We start from the raw sequence: 14,978 nt of genomic DNA on the forward strand, positions 1-14,978 counted from the left end.
ATCAGGCCGATGGGGTTGTTTGCACATTACGCGCCAGCAAGTCATCTAAAAACCGCAGTGTTTCGACGATATACGGGCCTTTGTTGAGCATCACGCAATCGGCCTGACCCGCCAGCACCACATCACTGACTTCCGCCCGCGACGGCACGCCTTTTTTGGCCATCGTCTCCAGTACTTGCGTCGCCCAGATCACCGGCAGATGCGCCACTTCGCATAATTGCAGTATGTGTTGCTGCGTCGCCGCCAGCGCGGCAAAGCCCATCTCGGCGGCCAGATCACCGCGCGCAATCATCACCGCCACATGCGGATGACGCAGCGCCGCCAGCAATACCTGCGGCAACTGGCGCACCACGCTGGCGGTTTCCAGTTTAAGAATCAGCCCGACGTGGCTGGCATCGTGCTGCGTCAGCAACTCGACAATCTGTTCGACATCGGCCGGGGTTTGCACAAACGACACCGCCAGCAAATCCGCATCGGGCAGCACTTCGGCCAGCGCCACGGTGTCGGCTTCGGTCAGCGCCGCCAACGGCAATTGCGTGTCGGGCAGGTTAATGCCACGCCCGCCTTTCAGTTTGACGCGGCCGCCTTCGGCCTGGGTGATGCGGATATCCAGCCGGTGCGCATCGGCTTGCTCGATGACGCCTTCCACCTTGCCGTCATCAAAGCGGATGCGCTGGCCGCGTTGTACATGCACAAATACGTCTTCGAGCGCGCAACTGAGGATGGCCGCCGCCATGCTGCCATCGGGCCGCCGCACTGCGGGTTGGCCGCGCGTGGAGCCATGCATCAGCACCAGCGTATCGCCCGGGGCCAGCGCCACATAGCCGGGCCGTTGCGGCAGATCGCCCACATGGCCACGGCAGATGACATGCGCGCCACGGCGCAATTGCACCGGCGTGCCGGGCGATACATAGGCGGTGTCTTCGGCTTCGCAAATCAATACGCGGTCTTTGAGCGCGCCGATATGCAGATCACGCCGTTTGCCGCGCACGTCTTTTACCCGCAAGGTGTCGCCAGCCTGGGCTTCGCGCAGGATGGCTTCGTCGATCGGTACGGCGAAATCGGCCTTGGCAGGCGCGGTTTCGCCCGTGATATAGAACTGCACCTGCACCGGGTTGAGGATCAAGCCGGCATCGTTGCGTTCGGGCTTCCATTTGACGACGGCGGCGCGCGGGGTGATGTCGCCGATGCGCAATTTGGGGCCAGCCAGTTCAAACGAGCGCTTGCACGGTTTGCCGGTGCGCTCGGCGGCGTTTTGCACGGCCACGGCGTTGTCGTGCCATTGCGCGGCGTTGCCTTTGGCGCAGTTGATGCGGGCGACGGCCATGTCCTGCAGCAACAAGGCGTCGAGCAGATCAGGGCTGCGCGCGGCGTTGTCGGGCAGCGTGACCATGGTGCGGGCGCAGCCGCGGCGCGCGCCAAACAGATGCTCGGCGCGACGCAAACGCAGGCCGGCGTGGTCGTCCAGCGGGTCGGGGTCGAATTGCGGCGTGCTCAGCCAGTCGATGGCGCGCGCCACGCTGGCGGCGATGTTGCCGCTGGCGATGCCGCGCAGGCCGAGCGTGTGCAGCATCGGTTGCAGGTCGGCGGGGGCGTGCTGTTGCAGCGCCAGAAAATGCAGCAGGTTGCGGCCGCTAACGCGGTTGGCTTCGGCGAGCGGCTGCAGTTGGGCCGGATCTTCGGCCTGGCGTAGTGCGCGTTGCAGGTAGGCAAGTTGCTCTAGCGCTTGATGGACTGCGTGGTGACGCGACATGGCCGTCCTCCGGGGATATGGGTGGGGGCTAGTCTAGGCGGGGAATGTTGCAGGGTGGGGTCATATTGCTGACGGGGGTGATGAATTCCGGATGGGTTGATGTTGTGGGTTGGGTGGACAGATGTGTTTAACCGCATGGGCTGCGGCGCATTTTGGGTGTTTGGCTGGTGCCAGACGGATCGTTTAAATGCTTTAGCCTGCGGTGCGGGTTTGGTGTTCTTTTGTTGGCGGGGAAAACCTTTAAACGCTTAGCCTGCGGCGCATTTTTGATACCCGGGGGTGCCCGGGAGCACGTTACTTTCTCCTACAGCCGAGAAAGTAACCAAAGAGGCCGCCCTTAGCTGCCGCAATGCGGGGGTAGGTCAAAAGCCTCAAGCAAATCCTTTGGGTTGCATAGCTGCCGCTCCGCGGACGCGACGCTCAGTCGGAGCCCCCCGGGTCGCCTCCCTTCGCGCGCTCAGGAGATGGCGTGGCATAGCTACCATCGCTGGCCTCGTTGCTTCGCAACATCGGGTGGGCGTGGATGCTGGGCCGTGACAGTGTATGGGTGGCTCGCTTGCTTAACGCTTTTGGCTACTGCGGTCGCATAGGGTGGGTCTGGACCCACCACCCAATGTGGTGAGAGAAAGACGCAAGCGCCAGCGTTCTTGATGATGGCTTTGGGCGTTGGGTCTTGATCCACACTATGAGTGGCGGTGGCGGTGGCGGTGGCGGTGGCGGCGGCGTTGTTTGTACTGTCTTCGCGAGGTGAAACCGTTGCATCAAAGCTGTGCTATTTTGCGACTTATGACTCGACGGCAATTTTCTTTGGCAGCTCGGTGTGCGCTTTGGGTGGCGCTATTGCAGTTCGCCTTGCCGTTGTTGCATATGGCTGCGGTCGGTGCGCAGCAGCAAGCGGTGGTGCTGTGTACGGGGACCGGGTCGCGGTTGGTTTTTGCGGCGGGGGCCTCGAATCCGGCTGGGGATGGCGGGGCGGGGAGTGGGGTGGGGGTGCAGCCGTGTGCCTTGTGCGCGCATCTGGCGCTCGCCTTGCCGCCGTTGCCCGCGGCCAACGTGAGCGGATTGGCGCGCTATGTGCCGATTGCCGAGCCTGCGCTTGCCGCCATCCCGGTGCGCGCGTATGCGTTTGAATACCCACGCGGCCGGGCGCCACCGGCGGATCGGGCCTGACTTTTATCCAACGCATTCAGCTGGGCGCGCCGCAACGTGCCGCGCCGGCGTTGCATCCCGATCGCATTCAAGGAATAACCATCATGACCCGTCTGGCCCTCGCCGCCGCCCTTTTGCTGACTTCAACATGGGCACTGGCGCACGAATACACCTTCAAAAACCTGTTTATCTTCCACCCCTACACGCGTGCGACGCCGCCCGGCGCGCAAACGGCGGGGGTGTATTTCAGTGTTAAAAACAATGGCGATACGCCTGATGCGCTGCTCGGCGCGGATACGTCTGCGGCCGCGACCGCCAGCGTCCATAGCATGAGCATGCAAGGCAATATGATGAAGATGCGCAAGCTGCCGCAGTTGGACATCCCCGCGCATGGCGAAGTCAAACTGGCCCCGGCGGCGTATCACCTGATGCTGGAAGGGCTGAAGCAACCGCTCAAGCCCAAAGACAGTTTCATGATGACGCTGCACTTTAAACAGGCGGGCGACGTGCAAGTCAAAGTGGTGGTGCAAGACATGGCGGGCGACGATATGGGCGACATGAAAATGTGATGCCGTAGCGCTAACGCGCCACCCGTGTCAGCCGATGCCGCAACGTGGTGTCGGCTGCCACCGCGATGTTGTGGCTGCGGCCACTTTTGATAAACAACGATACAAATTTCAAGGATTTACGCGGAACCGGTCTTCTGCGGTCAGCCCTAACCCGGGCAACCATAACAAACAGGAGAACCTGCCATGCGTTTAACCCAACTCTCTGCTGTACTTGCCGGCGCCACTTTGGCCCTGGCCAGCCTTGCTGCCCACGCCGATGACCGTGACCATGATCGCGGTGGCGATCACGGCGGCAACCGCGGCGGCCCGCAAGGCCAGCAACATCAACAGCCGCAAGGCCGTCCCGACCACGGGCCGCAGCAAGATCATCGCGCCCCGCAAGCACGCCGCCCGGCGCCGCAACGTTATCCCGCTGACTACCAATGGCGTAACCGTGACGAATGGCGTCGCGCCCACGCGCATGCGCTTAACGGCCGCTATCTGGATGACTGGCATCGCGGCTATTACTACAAGCCCGGCCAGTACGTGTGGTACAACGGCCGCGCCTGGCAACCAGCCCGCCCGCTGTCGCAAGCCGAGCTGACGCTGGTGCCGGGCCAGGCTCCCGGTTTGTGGCTGGATATTACGGCGTCGATTCCGCTGAACTAAGCGCGCAACCATCCACGCTAAAAACGCAAAAAGCCCGAGTCAATCATCGACTCGGGCTTTTTGTTTGCCGCGCACTGATCAAAACAGCATGCCAGCGCTTACAGCGTATAACCGTACGACTTGATCACTTCGGCGGCTTTCGGGCCTTTCAGATATTCCACAAACGCCTTCGCCGCCGCGTTGTCCTTACCCTTGTTCAGGATCACCGCGTCCTGGCGGATGGGCTGGTACAAGCCCGGCGGCACAATCCATGCCGAACCGCTGCCGATCTTGCCGTCCTTGTAGATTTGCGACAGCGCCACAAAGCCCACTTCGGCATTGCCCGTGGCCACAAACTGGTAAGCCTGGGTGATGTTCTGGCCTTCCACAATTCTGGGTTGCAGCGCACTGGTCAAACCCAGTTTGTCGATGGTCTGCGTGGCCGCCAGCCCATACGGCGCAGCCTTGGGATTGGCGATAGACAGATGCTGGAAATCGCCCTTTTTGAGCGTATCGCGGTCCACCGTCAAACCCGGCTTGGCCGACCACAGCGCCAGGCTGCCAATGGCATAAGTAAAACGCGAACCGGCGACGATTTCGTTTTCTTTTTCCAGCTTGATCGGCGTTTCATCATCGGCCGCCAAAAAAACCTGGAACGGCGCGCCATTCTTGATCTGGGTGTAGAACTGGCCGGTTGCGCCAAAAGACGCCACCACTTTATGGCCGGTGGCCGCTTCAAAATCCTTGGCAATGGCCTGCACCGGCGCGGTGAAGTTGGCGGCCACGGCCACTTGGACTTCATCGGCCCATGCGAAAGCGACCATCAGGTTTAACGACAATGCCAGCGCAATCGAACGACGTTTCATTGGACTATCCGGTAGGTTGAAATGCGGTTTGAAGATCGGGACTGCCGGCGATTTAGCCGCGCGTCATCGCCTGCGTCAAGCCGATTGGCGCTGACACGGCGGCGTTGGCCGTGTGTTGACGCGCGTTGGTCCGCTTTATTCAAGCCAATAAAAAAGCCCGACACAGCATGCTGCGTCGGGCTTTTTATTTGAGCGCTCGTCCGGCGATTATTTGGCGGGACGGCCGGTTTTAACGCGTTCCACCCCACCGAGCGCGGCGGTCAGTTTGGCGTCGGTCAATTCGCTCAGCAATTGCAGGCCCGCGCGCAGGATTTCGCTTTTCTTGGCTTCGGTGCCCTGGCTAAGCAGGCGCAGCTTCAGGCTGGCGATCTTGTCGTGATCGGCTTGCGGAAAGGTGAAGGTGTCGCGCACCAGTTTCACTTTCTTGACCGTGCTTTTAACCGCGCCGCTTTTCTTGCTGGCCGATTTGGTGTCGGCTGCAGCAGTCTTGCCGGCAGCTGGTTTAGCCGGGGTCGCTTTGGCGACGGGTTTGGCGATTGCGGATTTTGCGGTTGTGGCCGCGGGCTTGGCGGCGACTGCTTTGCTGACCGGTGCTTTGGCCGCAGCGGGTTTGCTGGCGGCAGGTTTCGCAGCAGCGGCCTTGGGGGTGGCGGGCTTGGCGGAAACTGGTTTGGTGGCGGCGGGCTTGGTGGCGGGCTTAGCGGCCGCAGGTTTGGTCGCAACCGCTTTGGCAGCGACCGGTTTGCTGGCGGGCGCGGCAGTGGCCGCGCTGGCCGAGGCCGTTTTAACCGGCGTGGTTGCCTTCGGTTTTGCAGCAGATGTCGTAGCGGGTTTCTTGGTCTGAGCCATGTTGCAATCCTTCGGGTTTTTGCACCCTTGGTTTAACGGTATGAACGGTTTACACCGATCCAGACGGACTGTCTTGCGCGAAAAAATATTTCTTTTTTATTACGGATGCATAGATGAGACAGATATTGAAAGCAAGTTTTGCAACGTAACCCGCACGGATTGCTAGACCTTTAACCTGCAATCGTCCACAAGCCGCGCCGTTTCTGGCGTACGGCGCCTCGCCCTTGGCGCGTAGCCCAACTACGTGTTCGTCAGCAAAAAGTCAGTATTCGAATTACACCACCTAAATAAAACCTTAATAAGTATTCCTTAATATGCAGCGCTTATCGGTGCCAGACGGCCGAACCGCGTCGGAACTGCTCCGCGCGTTAACCGGATTTCCCGTAAGACTATGCAGAAGGATTACTCGATCATGACAATCCGCCAGCGCATTATCTTGCTGACGTTGCTCACCTTTGCCGCGATTGCGGCCATTGGGGGTTACGCCATGCTGCAGGCCCACCACAATGCGGCCGACGTGAAGCGCGTTACAGAAGGCGTGGTGCCCAGCACCCTGGCCTCCGCCGACCTGGTGGCCGGGCTCAAGGACGTGCAACTGGCCACCATGGCGCTGGTGTTTGCGCCCGATGCCAACACGCTGGCCCAGGCGGCTGACAAGTTGGCGCAGCAGCAAAACCATCTGCGTCAGGCCTTGACGCTGCAATTGCAGCAGGCCAGCAACGCCACCCAAAAAGGCCTGGTGCAGCAGGCGCAGCAAAGCGTGGCCAGCTACTTTGGCGCAATCGACGATACGGTCAAATTCAAGCAGGCGGGCCAGCAAGACATTGCCGAAGCCAATCTGTTTGCCAGCGTGGCGCAATATCAGGGCGAACTGGAACAGGTGATCGAAACGCTGCGCGTGGAAAAGAACCGCAGCAAAGACGACGCCATCAACGCGCTTAACCACAGTCTGGCCCGCACGGCCACCACGCTGTCGGGCGTGACGACGGTGGCGGTGCTGATACTGGGCGCAATCGGCGTGATGCTGTACCGCCAGATCGTGCGCCCGATCGGCCAGATGCAATCGATGATGAGCAATGTGGCCGCCAGCCAGGACTTTACCCAGCGTTTGCCGGTGGCGCGCCAGGATGAAATCGGGCGCTCGATGCTCGCGTTTAACACCATGATTGAACAGATCCAGGCCAGCTCGTCGCAGTTAAAGCAAAAGACCACCGATATCCAGTCGATGTTGCAGAACATGCCGCAGGGCATTCTGACGGTGCAGGCGCAAAAGGTCGTGCATCCGGAATATTCGGCCTATCTGGCCACCATTCTGGAAACCGAAGAGATCGCCGGCCGTGACGTGATGGACCTGCTGTTCAGCAATACCCAACTGGGCGCGGATACGCTGGCGCAAATCGACGCCGTATGGGGTGCGTGCATCGACGAAGACGCGATGAACTTTGATTTCAACCAGCATTTGATGGTGGGCGAAATTGAAAAAACCATGCGCGATGGCCGCGTCAAAATCCTGGATCTGAACTGGTCGCCGATTCTGGATGACGACGGCAACACCTGCCGCGTGATGCTGTGCGTGCGCGATGTGACCGAGCTGCGCCAACTGGCGGCCGAAGCCAGCGAGCAACGGCAAGAGCTGGAAATCATTGGTGAAGTGCTGGCGGTAAGCCAGGACAAATTCCACGACTTTATTATCGGCGCGCTGCGTTTTATTGAAGACAACCAGGCGCTGATTCGCTTGCACCCCAAAGGCGATGCCGAAGCGATTGCGCAGCTGTTTCGCAATATGCACACCATCAAGGGCAATGCGCGTACCTACGGTCTGCAGCATCTGACGCACATCGTGCACCAGGCCGAACACACCTACGAAGCGCTGCGCCAACCGCGCCCCGACGTACCGTGGGACCCACGCATGTTGCTGGACGAACTGGCGCAAGTGCGCGCCGCCGTGGAACGCTACGCCCGCATCAACGAAGTCAGCCTCGGCCGCAAAGGGCCGGGCAAAGGCCAGGGCGAACAATACTTGCTGGTGGATCGCGGCCAGGTGCACGACGCGCTGCATCGTCTTGAAACCGTGAACACCAATAACCTGATCGAGCTGGTGGCGGCGCGCGATGCGGTGCGCAAAGCGCTGCGTTTGCTGGGCACCGAGCCGCTGTCGCAAACGCTGGATAGCGTGATTGAATCGCTGCCCCGGCTGGCGGCCGAGCTGGGCAAACTGGCGCCGCGCGTGGTGCTGGCCGACCACGGTTATGTGGTGCGCCATCAGGCGTCCGGGCTGTTGAAGAATGTGTTCATGCATCTGATGCGCAACGCGCTGGACCATGGCATCGAAGACGCCGACACCCGCATGGGCCACGGCAAGACCATGGCGGGCACGCTCAAACTGCATGTGGCGGCGCACGACGCCCAGGTTTATCTGACGCTGAACGACGATGGCCGCGGTCTGGCCTTGCACCGTATCCGCGATATCGCACGCGCCCGCCAATTGCTGCCGGCCGACGCCCATCCCACCGATGAACAGATCGCCAGGCTGGTGTTCTTGCCGGGCTTTTCCACCGCCGCTGTGGTCACCGAAATCTCGGGCCGCGGCGTGGGCATGGACGCGGTGCAAGAGTTTGTGCGGCGCGAACGCGGCGACATTGCCATCCGCTTTGAAGACCAGCGCGTGGGCGCCGCCTTCCGCGCTTTCAGTACCGTGGTCACGTTGCCGGAAGCGTTGTTTGAGCATATCGACACGCCGGTGATCCACGGCGTTTCGACCAGCGCCGCCGCCACGGTTTGATCTAACGATTTCTGGTTTTCTGATTTTTTATTCAAGTAAAAGGACACACACCCATGGCCCAGATTCTGGTGGTTGATGATTCCAGCACGGTACGCACCGAAGTCAGCGAATTTTTAAAAGGCGCGGGTCTGAGTGTGACCGTGGCCGTCGATGGCAAAGATGGCCTCGACAAGCTGCGCGCCGACAGCGGCATCAAGCTGGTCGTCAGTGACGTCAACATGCCCAATATGGATGGCCTGACCATGGCCGAAAAAATCCGCGGCGAACTGCGCAATGCGGCCGTCAATATCGTGATGCTGACCACCGAAAACAGCCCGGCCATGAAAGAGCGCGGCAAGGCCGCGGGCATCAAGGGCTGGATCGTCAAGCCGTTTAATGGCGATGCGGTGGTGGCCACGTTCAAGAAACTGGTCAACTGATCAACACAGGGTTCTGGTAACCAATAATGATGAACACCCTGTGGAGTGTGCTGGCCGGTTTGAGCGCGGGCTTGCTGGTGGCGGTGGGGTTGGCCTGGCAAGCGCATGGCCAGCGCCGCCTGTTGCAGCAACGCCTGCGTGAGCGCGACCAGCGCCTGGCGGGCTTGTCGCAGCATCTGGCCCCCGAAGATGTAGCGCGGCAATTGCAGCCGCTGCACGCCGAAGTGGCCGCCTTGCAACAGCATTTAACGGTGCAACAACAAGCGCATCAGGCCGAACTGAATGCGCAGCAGGATCGCGCCACCGCCGAGCGCCAACGCTGGTTTGATCAGCAAAGCGAAGATCATCGCGCTCAGCTGACCCGTCTGCGCAGCGACTTTGCCACCGAGCACGCCACGCTGAAGCAAGACATTGATTCGCTGCTGGGCATCGTGCGCATCGTCGAGCGCTGGCACGACGAGCTGCAAGGCATTCTGGCCAATAACCGGCATCTGAAAGCGCAAAACGAAGAGTTCGCCCGCATCGTTAAAAACGTGGTGATGCTGGCGCTGAATGCCGCCATTGAAGCCGCCCGTGCCGGCGAACATGGCCGCGGCTTTGCCGTGGTGGCCGATGGCGTGCGCGCGCTGGCGCTCAATTCCGCCGAAGTGGCGCGCCAGTACCAGCAGAACCTGGACAAGAACGACCTGATTACCACCACCACGTTTCAGGACATGCAGGCCAGCGGCAACCTGATCCGCACCGCCGTGTTTGGCCTGCGCACCACCGCCGACAAGATACACGCCACCATGGCCCAGGCCGAGCAGGAATGATCGACGATGTTTAGCCATGCCGCGCTTGAGAATATCTACACGCTGTTCGAGCAATCCATACAGGCCAACGCTGTAGCCCTGCCCAGCGATGTATGCGTGATTGAACGCATTGCCTTGCCCGACGCCAACGGCCGCCCCGGCCACGCGGTGGTGCTGAATATCTCGTCGTATCTGTTCCGCATTATTGCGTTGTTTGATTTTGAGGCCGACGCCACCACCGGCGCGCATCTGGCCCTGCGCGGCCGTAGCGCCACGCCGGTGCTGGAAGGGCAGGCCTTGGTGGATGTTCTGGGCGAGCTGGTCAACATGATTTGCGGCTCGGTTAACCGCAGCCTGTGCGCAGCATTCCGCCACGCCGCGATGTCAACGCCGTTTGTGCTGGAACGCCATTGCGCGCGCTATATCAATGAAGTCGCGCCCACCGCGCAGCAGACGTTTGTGATTACGCTGAATGATTCGGTGCGCTTTGGATTAACGCTAAGCCTGTGCGCCGCGGCGGGCAGCGACATCGATTTCCGCCTGGCGCCCGCGCCGGTGCAAGAAGCGGTGGCGGGCGAGCTGGAGTTTTTCTGAGCATGATCGCCCCGCGCGATACGCAAAACGCCCGGATCAACCGGGCGTTTTTATTTCAGTAGGGCCTACCGACTGCGTTAGGGCCGCGCAATCACCAGGCGTTTGCGGTCGCGGTACACCACCTGCATCGGCACATTGTGCTTTTCCAGCAATTGCCAGGTGTCGGGCTGCACCAGCGCCAGCGGGGCGGGGTCGGTGCGCCAGCGTTGTTCAAACTGCTCCAGCGACATTTGTTTGTCCGGTTCGCTGGTCTGGCCCAGTTTGAATTCATCGACGTATTCAACCAGTTGCACGTTCTGCTTCAGATAAAACGGCAAGGTCTGGTCCCAGGTGCGCACGCTGTACATGGTGCTGTCGGCGCGCAGATGCGGGCGCAACACTTGCACCATGGCGCGGCTGGAGGTGTGGCCGGCGTAGGCGTCGTAACCCAGCAAGGGCAATTGCCCGCTTACCAGGCCCGACAACGCCAATGCAGCCACCATGCCGCTGCGCAGATGGCGCCGGTGCATCCAGCCCGCGACGCCTGCACCCAGCAAGGCCACGGCGGCGGTGGCGTACAGCCAGTACGAGTATTGCGCGTCGCTGGTGGCAATTTGCGGATCGCTGGAATGCGAGGCCAGGATGGGCGCGCCAATCAGCGCAATCAAGCCCACCAACGCTTGGGTAATCACCAGCGCCCAGCCGGTGCGACGGCCGATGCGGCTGATGGCGGGCGCCATCAGCATTACCACCGACGGAAACATCGGCAGGATATACGCGGGCAGTTTGGAACCCGAGATCGAGAAAAACACAAACACAAATGCGCTGTAGATCAGCAGAAAGCGCGAGGTATTAAAGCCCTGCGCCCCTTGCTGCTGGCGCACCGTGTTGCTGATGCCTTCGCGCCAGGCGGCCGGCAACAACGCGGCCCACGGCAGCACGCCGCCCACCAGAATCGGGATAAAAAAGAACCACGGCTGCACGCGTGACGCCTCGTGCGTGGCGTAGCGCTGCAGATGTTCGTGCACAAAAAAGAACTGCGCGAATTCGGGATTGCGTTGCGAGACCAACACAAACCACGGCGCGGCAATCACGGTAAACAGCGCCAGGCCCTTGGCCAGATGCAGTCGTTTCCATAGATGCCAGTCACGCATTAGCACCGAATAAATGAATAACGCCGCCGCGGGGATGAGCAGTCCGATCAAGCCTTTGGACAGCATGGCCAGCGCCATCGCCACCCATGCCACCAGCATGCCGGTGCTGTTTTCGCGCGGCGTGGCGTCGTCTTGCTGCGCCCATACAAAACTACACAAAGCCAGCGTCAGAAACGCGGTAACGCCCATATCCAGCGTCAGAAAATGCCCGCTGCCCACCCACCAGGCACAGCTGGCCAGGACGGCTGCGCCACCCCAGGCCTGGGTTTCGCCATGCGGATCATTGCGCAGCAAACGGCGCAGCGTCACCCACACCATCAGCACCGCGGCAAAGCCGGTCAAGGCAGGCCAGAAACGCGCAGCGAATTCGTTTTCGCCGAAGATGCGAAAGCTGCCTGCGGTCATCCAGTATTGCAGCGGCGGCTTCTCGAAATACTTGATGCCATTCAGGCGCGGCGTAATCCAGTCGCCGCTGTTGAGCATTTCGCGCGCGATTTCGGCATAGCGGCCTTCGTCGGGCGAGATCAACGTTCTGAACCCGGGCGTGCTGAACCAGCACACGGCAAACGCATACAAGGCCAGCCAGCGCACGCGCAGGGCGGCCAGCACGGACGGCCATGCGGCTGCGCCGGGGCGTGGCAGCGAAGTGGGCACAGCGGTGGTAAAAGCGGACGGTTTCACGATGACGGACTACGGTGATTGATACAGGCCGTAGCGTGCGGATTGTTTCTTAGCCAACACATAGCGATACCGGATCGTGCCGCTGGTGGGGGCCGGGCTACCTCGAAAGAGGGCTGCCACACCGTCGCGCCAACCGTAGCATTGCGCTATCAGTCCCCTGGAAGGCCCCGGTTGTTATGCCCGTTTTGCAGTTACGCTGGCCCGCGGTGGTCTGGTCTGGGGTCGCGCGGGTGTTGCCGCTGGCCGCCGTGCTGGCGCTGATCAGCTTGCCCGTGGTGGCGCTGGCGGGTCTGGCCAGTGGCGCGGGCCAGGGACCGCAGGCGGGGACGGCGGCATCGGGCTGGCTGGGGCTGTGTCTGCTGCTGTTTGTTTTATATCTGTTGCATCGGTGGCGCGTGCGCCAGCTGATCGTGCGCACCGAGCTGCAACTGGCCGAGCGCGAACGCCATGCCTGGGCGCTGCATGACACGCTGCGCCAGAGCATGCAGGGTCTAACCCTTCGCATGCAGGCGCTGGTGGACCAGATCAAGGATGATCCGGTGCTGACGCAACGTTTTCTGGGCACGCTGGATCAGGCCGATGTGGTGCTGGCCGATGGCCGCGAGCCCGAGCTGGAAGCGCGCTACCCGGAAGCCAGCGCCGATGATCTGGGCGCGGCGCTGGAACACGTGGCGACCGCCATGCGCGCCATCCATGCGGTGCCGTTTACGCTGACGGTGGCGGGGCATCGCAGCCTGCAATTGCAGCCGTCCGCGCGCGACGAAGCCTTTGCCATCGCGCGCGAGGCCTTGCTGAATGCCTATCGCCATGCCGCCGCCAATGGCGTGGAAATTGAATTGATCTACGGCGCGGATGCGTTCCGGCTGTTTGTGCGCGATGACGGCGAAGGCCTGGGCGCCGCCGCTTTGCCGCCGCCGCCGATCGGGCCCGACCCGCAAGGGGGCATGCAGACCATGCGCGCTCGCGCTGAGCGCCTTGAGGCGATGCTGGAAGTATGGAGTGGCGCGGGGCGCGGCACGGAAGTGTCGTTAACCATCCCGTGCCGCCGCGCGTATCGCCAACCGTGGCGACGCTGGAGCGGGCGCAGCGATTGATCTCGCCCGCCCGCCTGGGGGCTTAGAGTGCCTTGTCCAGAATGCGGACTTTGACGTCGACAATCAGATCCTGCGTGGCTTCTTTATGCGCGGCCATATGCGGCATCTGCATATGCGCGTTGAGCGCGGCCATGTCTTGCCACTGCTCCAGCATAAAAATGGTGTCGGGCGCCAACGCTTGCCACGGCGCCTGGCCTTCGATATCCACCAGCGGCTGATAGCCGCCACAACCCGGCTCGGCCAGCACGCTGGGCAACAGGCGCTCAAACGCTTGCAACACGGCGGCGCGTTGACCCGGATGACAATTGATTTCGGCGATTACGGTAATCATGCGGCGGTAGCCTCGGCAAAGACGTCGTCCAGATGCGCATGCAAGGCCGCGATATAGCTGGGGACGTCGGGGTCTTTGATCACGTCATTACACATGAAGGTGGGCAGCGCTGTCATGCCCAGAAACTGATTGGCTTTATGAAACGGCAGATACACGCCGTCCACGCCCACGCCTTCAAAAAACTGCTTGGGGTCTTCAAAGGCTTCGATCGGCGCATTCCAGGTGACCGACAGCATGTATTGCTTGCCCTGGATCAGCCCGCCCGAACCATACTTCTTGCTGGCGTCGCTGCGGCTGCGGCCATCGCTGGCGTACAACTTGCCGTGGCCATAGGTAAAGACTTCGTCGATGTATTTTTTGAGTATCCACGGCGCGCCCATCCACCAGCCCGGCATCTGATAAATCACGACATCGGCCCACAGATATTTCTGGATTTCGGCGTCGATGTCATAGCCCTCGTCCACCGTGGTCATCTGCACGCTGTGGCCGGCGGCGCGCAGGGCGGCTTCGGCTTCGTGCGCCAGGGTGTCGTTAAGTTGGCCGGCCGAATGACCGAAATGTTTTTTGGCATTGATGATCAGAATCTGGCTCATGGCGGCAGTCCCGGTGGGTGATAGGAAGGCCTGCAGCTTAAAGCGCATCCACACCGCGAAAAACCCGTTGCGCTGCACAACACCCTTGCGTGTCAGTCAACAAAGCGCATGTCAGATGCTTGATCTGGGCAACAATACATTGCCTGCTGTTGCATCGATGAAGCCGTGTACTCAAGCGCAATCCGCAACATAAAAGCATGCCGGTATACTCGCCGTTACATCCGGGGGCGCGTAGTGAACAAGCAAGGCACAGGCAATATGCAGGGCAAAAACAATCAGGGTCATTCCACCGTACGGTTTAACGAAAAAACCGCAGACAGCAACGACACCGAAGTCAGCTACAAACCCATTCCGTCCGAATTGCGCCGCGTGATCAGCGGCAGCCTGCCCATCCTGCGCGCCAATGTGATGCTAGAAGGGCAAAAGGTGGAAGTGCTCGAAATTGTGGAGCGCTATCGCAGCTGGAAAATGATCGGCATCGTCGGCGTGGTGGCGTCCATCGTGCTGGCGCTGGCCACCGTGGGCGTGATGGGCCTGCTGGTGTTGCTGGTGCTGCAACAGCCGGTGTAACCGCGTTATCGCTTCCGCTCGCACCCGACTGATGGGTTGGGACTCGGCGTCTCCGTCATGACCCACCGTTCAAAGCCATGTGCGCGGGCAGCGAACCTGGCATACAACTTTGGGTGGTGGGTCATGACCCACCCTCTGCTGCTTGCCTGGCACACACGGCAAAACACCGGCGTGCGC

The 14,978-nt window shown here is 61.2% G+C and carries 14 protein-coding genes and 1 pseudogene; 9 read left to right on the top strand and 6 right to left on the bottom strand.

Annotated elements, in window-relative coordinates; all coding sequences use genetic code 11:
- Position 1: 1 nt before the first annotated feature.
- On the bottom strand, positions 2-1,753 hold the full coding sequence (locus WG78_RS06440; RefSeq protein WP_053936957.1) for a pyruvate kinase: 1,752 nt from the start codon (positions 1,751-1,753) through the stop codon (positions 2-4).
- Between the two features lie 786 nt (positions 1,754-2,539).
- Here WG78_RS06440 and WG78_RS06445 point away from each other — a divergent pair.
- The 3 genes from WG78_RS06445 to WG78_RS06455 all read left to right on the top strand — a co-directional run bounded on the left by WG78_RS06445 (position 2,540) and on the right by WG78_RS06455 (position 4,119).
- Positions 2,540-2,923: a DUF2946 family protein gene (locus tag WG78_RS06445; protein ID WP_152969092.1), complete on the top strand. Its 384-nt coding sequence runs from the start codon at positions 2,540-2,542 to the stop codon at positions 2,921-2,923.
- An 83-nt stretch (positions 2,924-3,006) separates the two neighbouring features.
- Complete coding sequence (locus WG78_RS06450) at positions 3,007-3,471, top strand: copper chaperone PCu(A)C (protein ID WP_053936959.1); 465 nt, start codon at positions 3,007-3,009, stop codon at positions 3,469-3,471.
- Between the two features lie 183 nt (positions 3,472-3,654).
- Entirely contained in the window at positions 3,655-4,119 is a 465-nt protein-coding gene (locus tag WG78_RS06455; protein ID WP_152969093.1) for a hypothetical protein, read from the top strand.
- A gap of 98 nt (positions 4,120-4,217) precedes the next feature.
- Here WG78_RS06455 and modA read toward each other — a convergent pair whose 3' ends face one another.
- A complete protein-coding gene (modA, locus tag WG78_RS06460; RefSeq protein ID WP_053936961.1) occupies positions 4,218-4,964 on the bottom strand; it encodes a molybdate ABC transporter substrate-binding protein in 747 nt (248 codons plus the stop codon).
- A gap of 207 nt (positions 4,965-5,171) precedes the next feature.
- A complete protein-coding gene (locus WG78_RS06465; protein ID WP_201782375.1) occupies positions 5,172-5,813 on the bottom strand; it encodes a hypothetical protein in 642 nt (213 codons plus the stop codon).
- Between the two features lie 412 nt (positions 5,814-6,225).
- Between WG78_RS06465 and WG78_RS06470 the strand changes: the two genes are divergently transcribed.
- The 4 genes and pseudogenes from WG78_RS06470 to WG78_RS06485 all read left to right on the top strand — a co-directional run bounded on the left by WG78_RS06470 (position 6,226) and on the right by WG78_RS06485 (position 10,399).
- On the top strand, positions 6,226-8,595 hold the full coding sequence (locus tag WG78_RS06470) for a HAMP domain-containing protein (RefSeq protein ID WP_053937045.1): 2,370 nt from the start codon (positions 6,226-6,228) through the stop codon (positions 8,593-8,595).
- A gap of 53 nt (positions 8,596-8,648) precedes the next feature.
- Positions 8,649-9,014: a response regulator gene (locus tag WG78_RS06475; protein WP_053936962.1), complete on the top strand. Its 366-nt coding sequence runs from the start codon at positions 8,649-8,651 to the stop codon at positions 9,012-9,014.
- 539 nt (positions 9,015-9,553) lie between these two features.
- A pseudogene (locus tag WG78_RS22355) lies at positions 9,554-9,826 on the top strand (methyl-accepting chemotaxis protein); the annotation flags it as partial.
- 6 nt (positions 9,827-9,832) lie between these two features.
- On the top strand, positions 9,833-10,399 hold the full coding sequence (locus WG78_RS06485) for a hypothetical protein (protein ID WP_053936964.1): 567 nt from the start codon (positions 9,833-9,835) through the stop codon (positions 10,397-10,399).
- A 77-nt stretch (positions 10,400-10,476) separates the two neighbouring features.
- On the opposite strand, the gene WG78_RS06490 is transcribed toward WG78_RS06485, so the two are convergent.
- Positions 10,477-12,213 (bottom strand): phospholipid carrier-dependent glycosyltransferase, encoded by a 1,737-nt coding sequence (locus tag WG78_RS06490; RefSeq protein WP_053936965.1) that lies wholly within the window; start codon positions 12,211-12,213, stop codon positions 10,477-10,479.
- Between the two features lie 176 nt (positions 12,214-12,389).
- On the opposite strand from WG78_RS06490, the gene WG78_RS06495 reads away from it, so the two are divergent.
- Positions 12,390-13,307, top strand: coding sequence for a sensor histidine kinase (locus WG78_RS06495; protein WP_053936966.1), 918 nt, complete (start codon positions 12,390-12,392; stop codon positions 13,305-13,307).
- 22 nt (positions 13,308-13,329) lie between these two features.
- Here WG78_RS06495 and WG78_RS06500 read toward each other — a convergent pair whose 3' ends face one another.
- Positions 13,330-13,638, bottom strand: coding sequence for a putative quinol monooxygenase (locus WG78_RS06500; RefSeq protein ID WP_053936967.1), 309 nt, complete (start codon positions 13,636-13,638; stop codon positions 13,330-13,332).
- Positions 13,635-14,231, bottom strand: coding sequence for an NAD(P)H-dependent oxidoreductase (locus tag WG78_RS06505; protein ID WP_053937046.1), 597 nt, complete (start codon positions 14,229-14,231; stop codon positions 13,635-13,637). Before WG78_RS06505 ends, WG78_RS06500 begins: the two co-directional genes overlap by 4 nt.
- 234 nt (positions 14,232-14,465) lie before the next feature.
- Here WG78_RS06505 and WG78_RS06510 point away from each other — a divergent pair, with 234 nt between their 5' ends.
- Positions 14,466-14,801, top strand: a complete 336-nt coding sequence (locus WG78_RS06510) for a hypothetical protein (protein ID WP_053936968.1) — start codon at positions 14,466-14,468, stop codon at positions 14,799-14,801.
- The last annotated feature ends 177 nt before the right edge of the window (positions 14,802-14,978 follow it).

Origin of the sequence: Amantichitinum ursilacus (genome assembly GCF_001294205.1) — a bacterium.
In the GTDB taxonomy this organism is placed as follows: domain Bacteria; phylum Pseudomonadota; class Gammaproteobacteria; order Burkholderiales; family Chitinibacteraceae; genus Amantichitinum; species Amantichitinum ursilacus.

Bases quoted from the DNA above. Each gene is read 5' to 3' on its own strand.
- WG78_RS06440 (WP_053936957.1), bottom strand. From the start codon at position 1,753: ATGTCGCGTCACCACGCAGTCCATCAAGCGCTAGAGCAACTTGCCTAC.
- WG78_RS06445 (WP_152969092.1), top strand. From the start codon at position 2,540: ATGACTCGACGGCAATTTTCTTTGGCAGCTCGGTGTGCGCTTTGGGTG.
- WG78_RS06450 (WP_053936959.1), top strand. From the start codon at position 3,007: ATGACCCGTCTGGCCCTCGCCGCCGCCCTTTTGCTGACTTCAACATGG.
- WG78_RS06455 (WP_152969093.1), top strand. From the start codon at position 3,655: ATGCGTTTAACCCAACTCTCTGCTGTACTTGCCGGCGCCACTTTGGCC.
- modA (WP_053936961.1), bottom strand. From the start codon at position 4,964: ATGAAACGTCGTTCGATTGCGCTGGCATTGTCGTTAAACCTGATGGTC.
- WG78_RS06465 (WP_201782375.1), bottom strand. From the start codon at position 5,813: ATGGCTCAGACCAAGAAACCCGCTACGACATCTGCTGCAAAACCGAAG.
- WG78_RS06470 (WP_053937045.1), top strand. From the start codon at position 6,226: ATGACAATCCGCCAGCGCATTATCTTGCTGACGTTGCTCACCTTTGCC.
- WG78_RS06475 (WP_053936962.1), top strand. From the start codon at position 8,649: ATGGCCCAGATTCTGGTGGTTGATGATTCCAGCACGGTACGCACCGAA.
- WG78_RS06485 (WP_053936964.1), top strand. From the start codon at position 9,833: ATGTTTAGCCATGCCGCGCTTGAGAATATCTACACGCTGTTCGAGCAA.
- WG78_RS06495 (WP_053936966.1), top strand. From the start codon at position 12,390: ATGCCCGTTTTGCAGTTACGCTGGCCCGCGGTGGTCTGGTCTGGGGTC.
- WG78_RS06500 (WP_053936967.1), bottom strand. From the start codon at position 13,638: ATGATTACCGTAATCGCCGAAATCAATTGTCATCCGGGTCAACGCGCC.
- WG78_RS06505 (WP_053937046.1), bottom strand. From the start codon at position 14,231: ATGAGCCAGATTCTGATCATCAATGCCAAAAAACATTTCGGTCATTCG.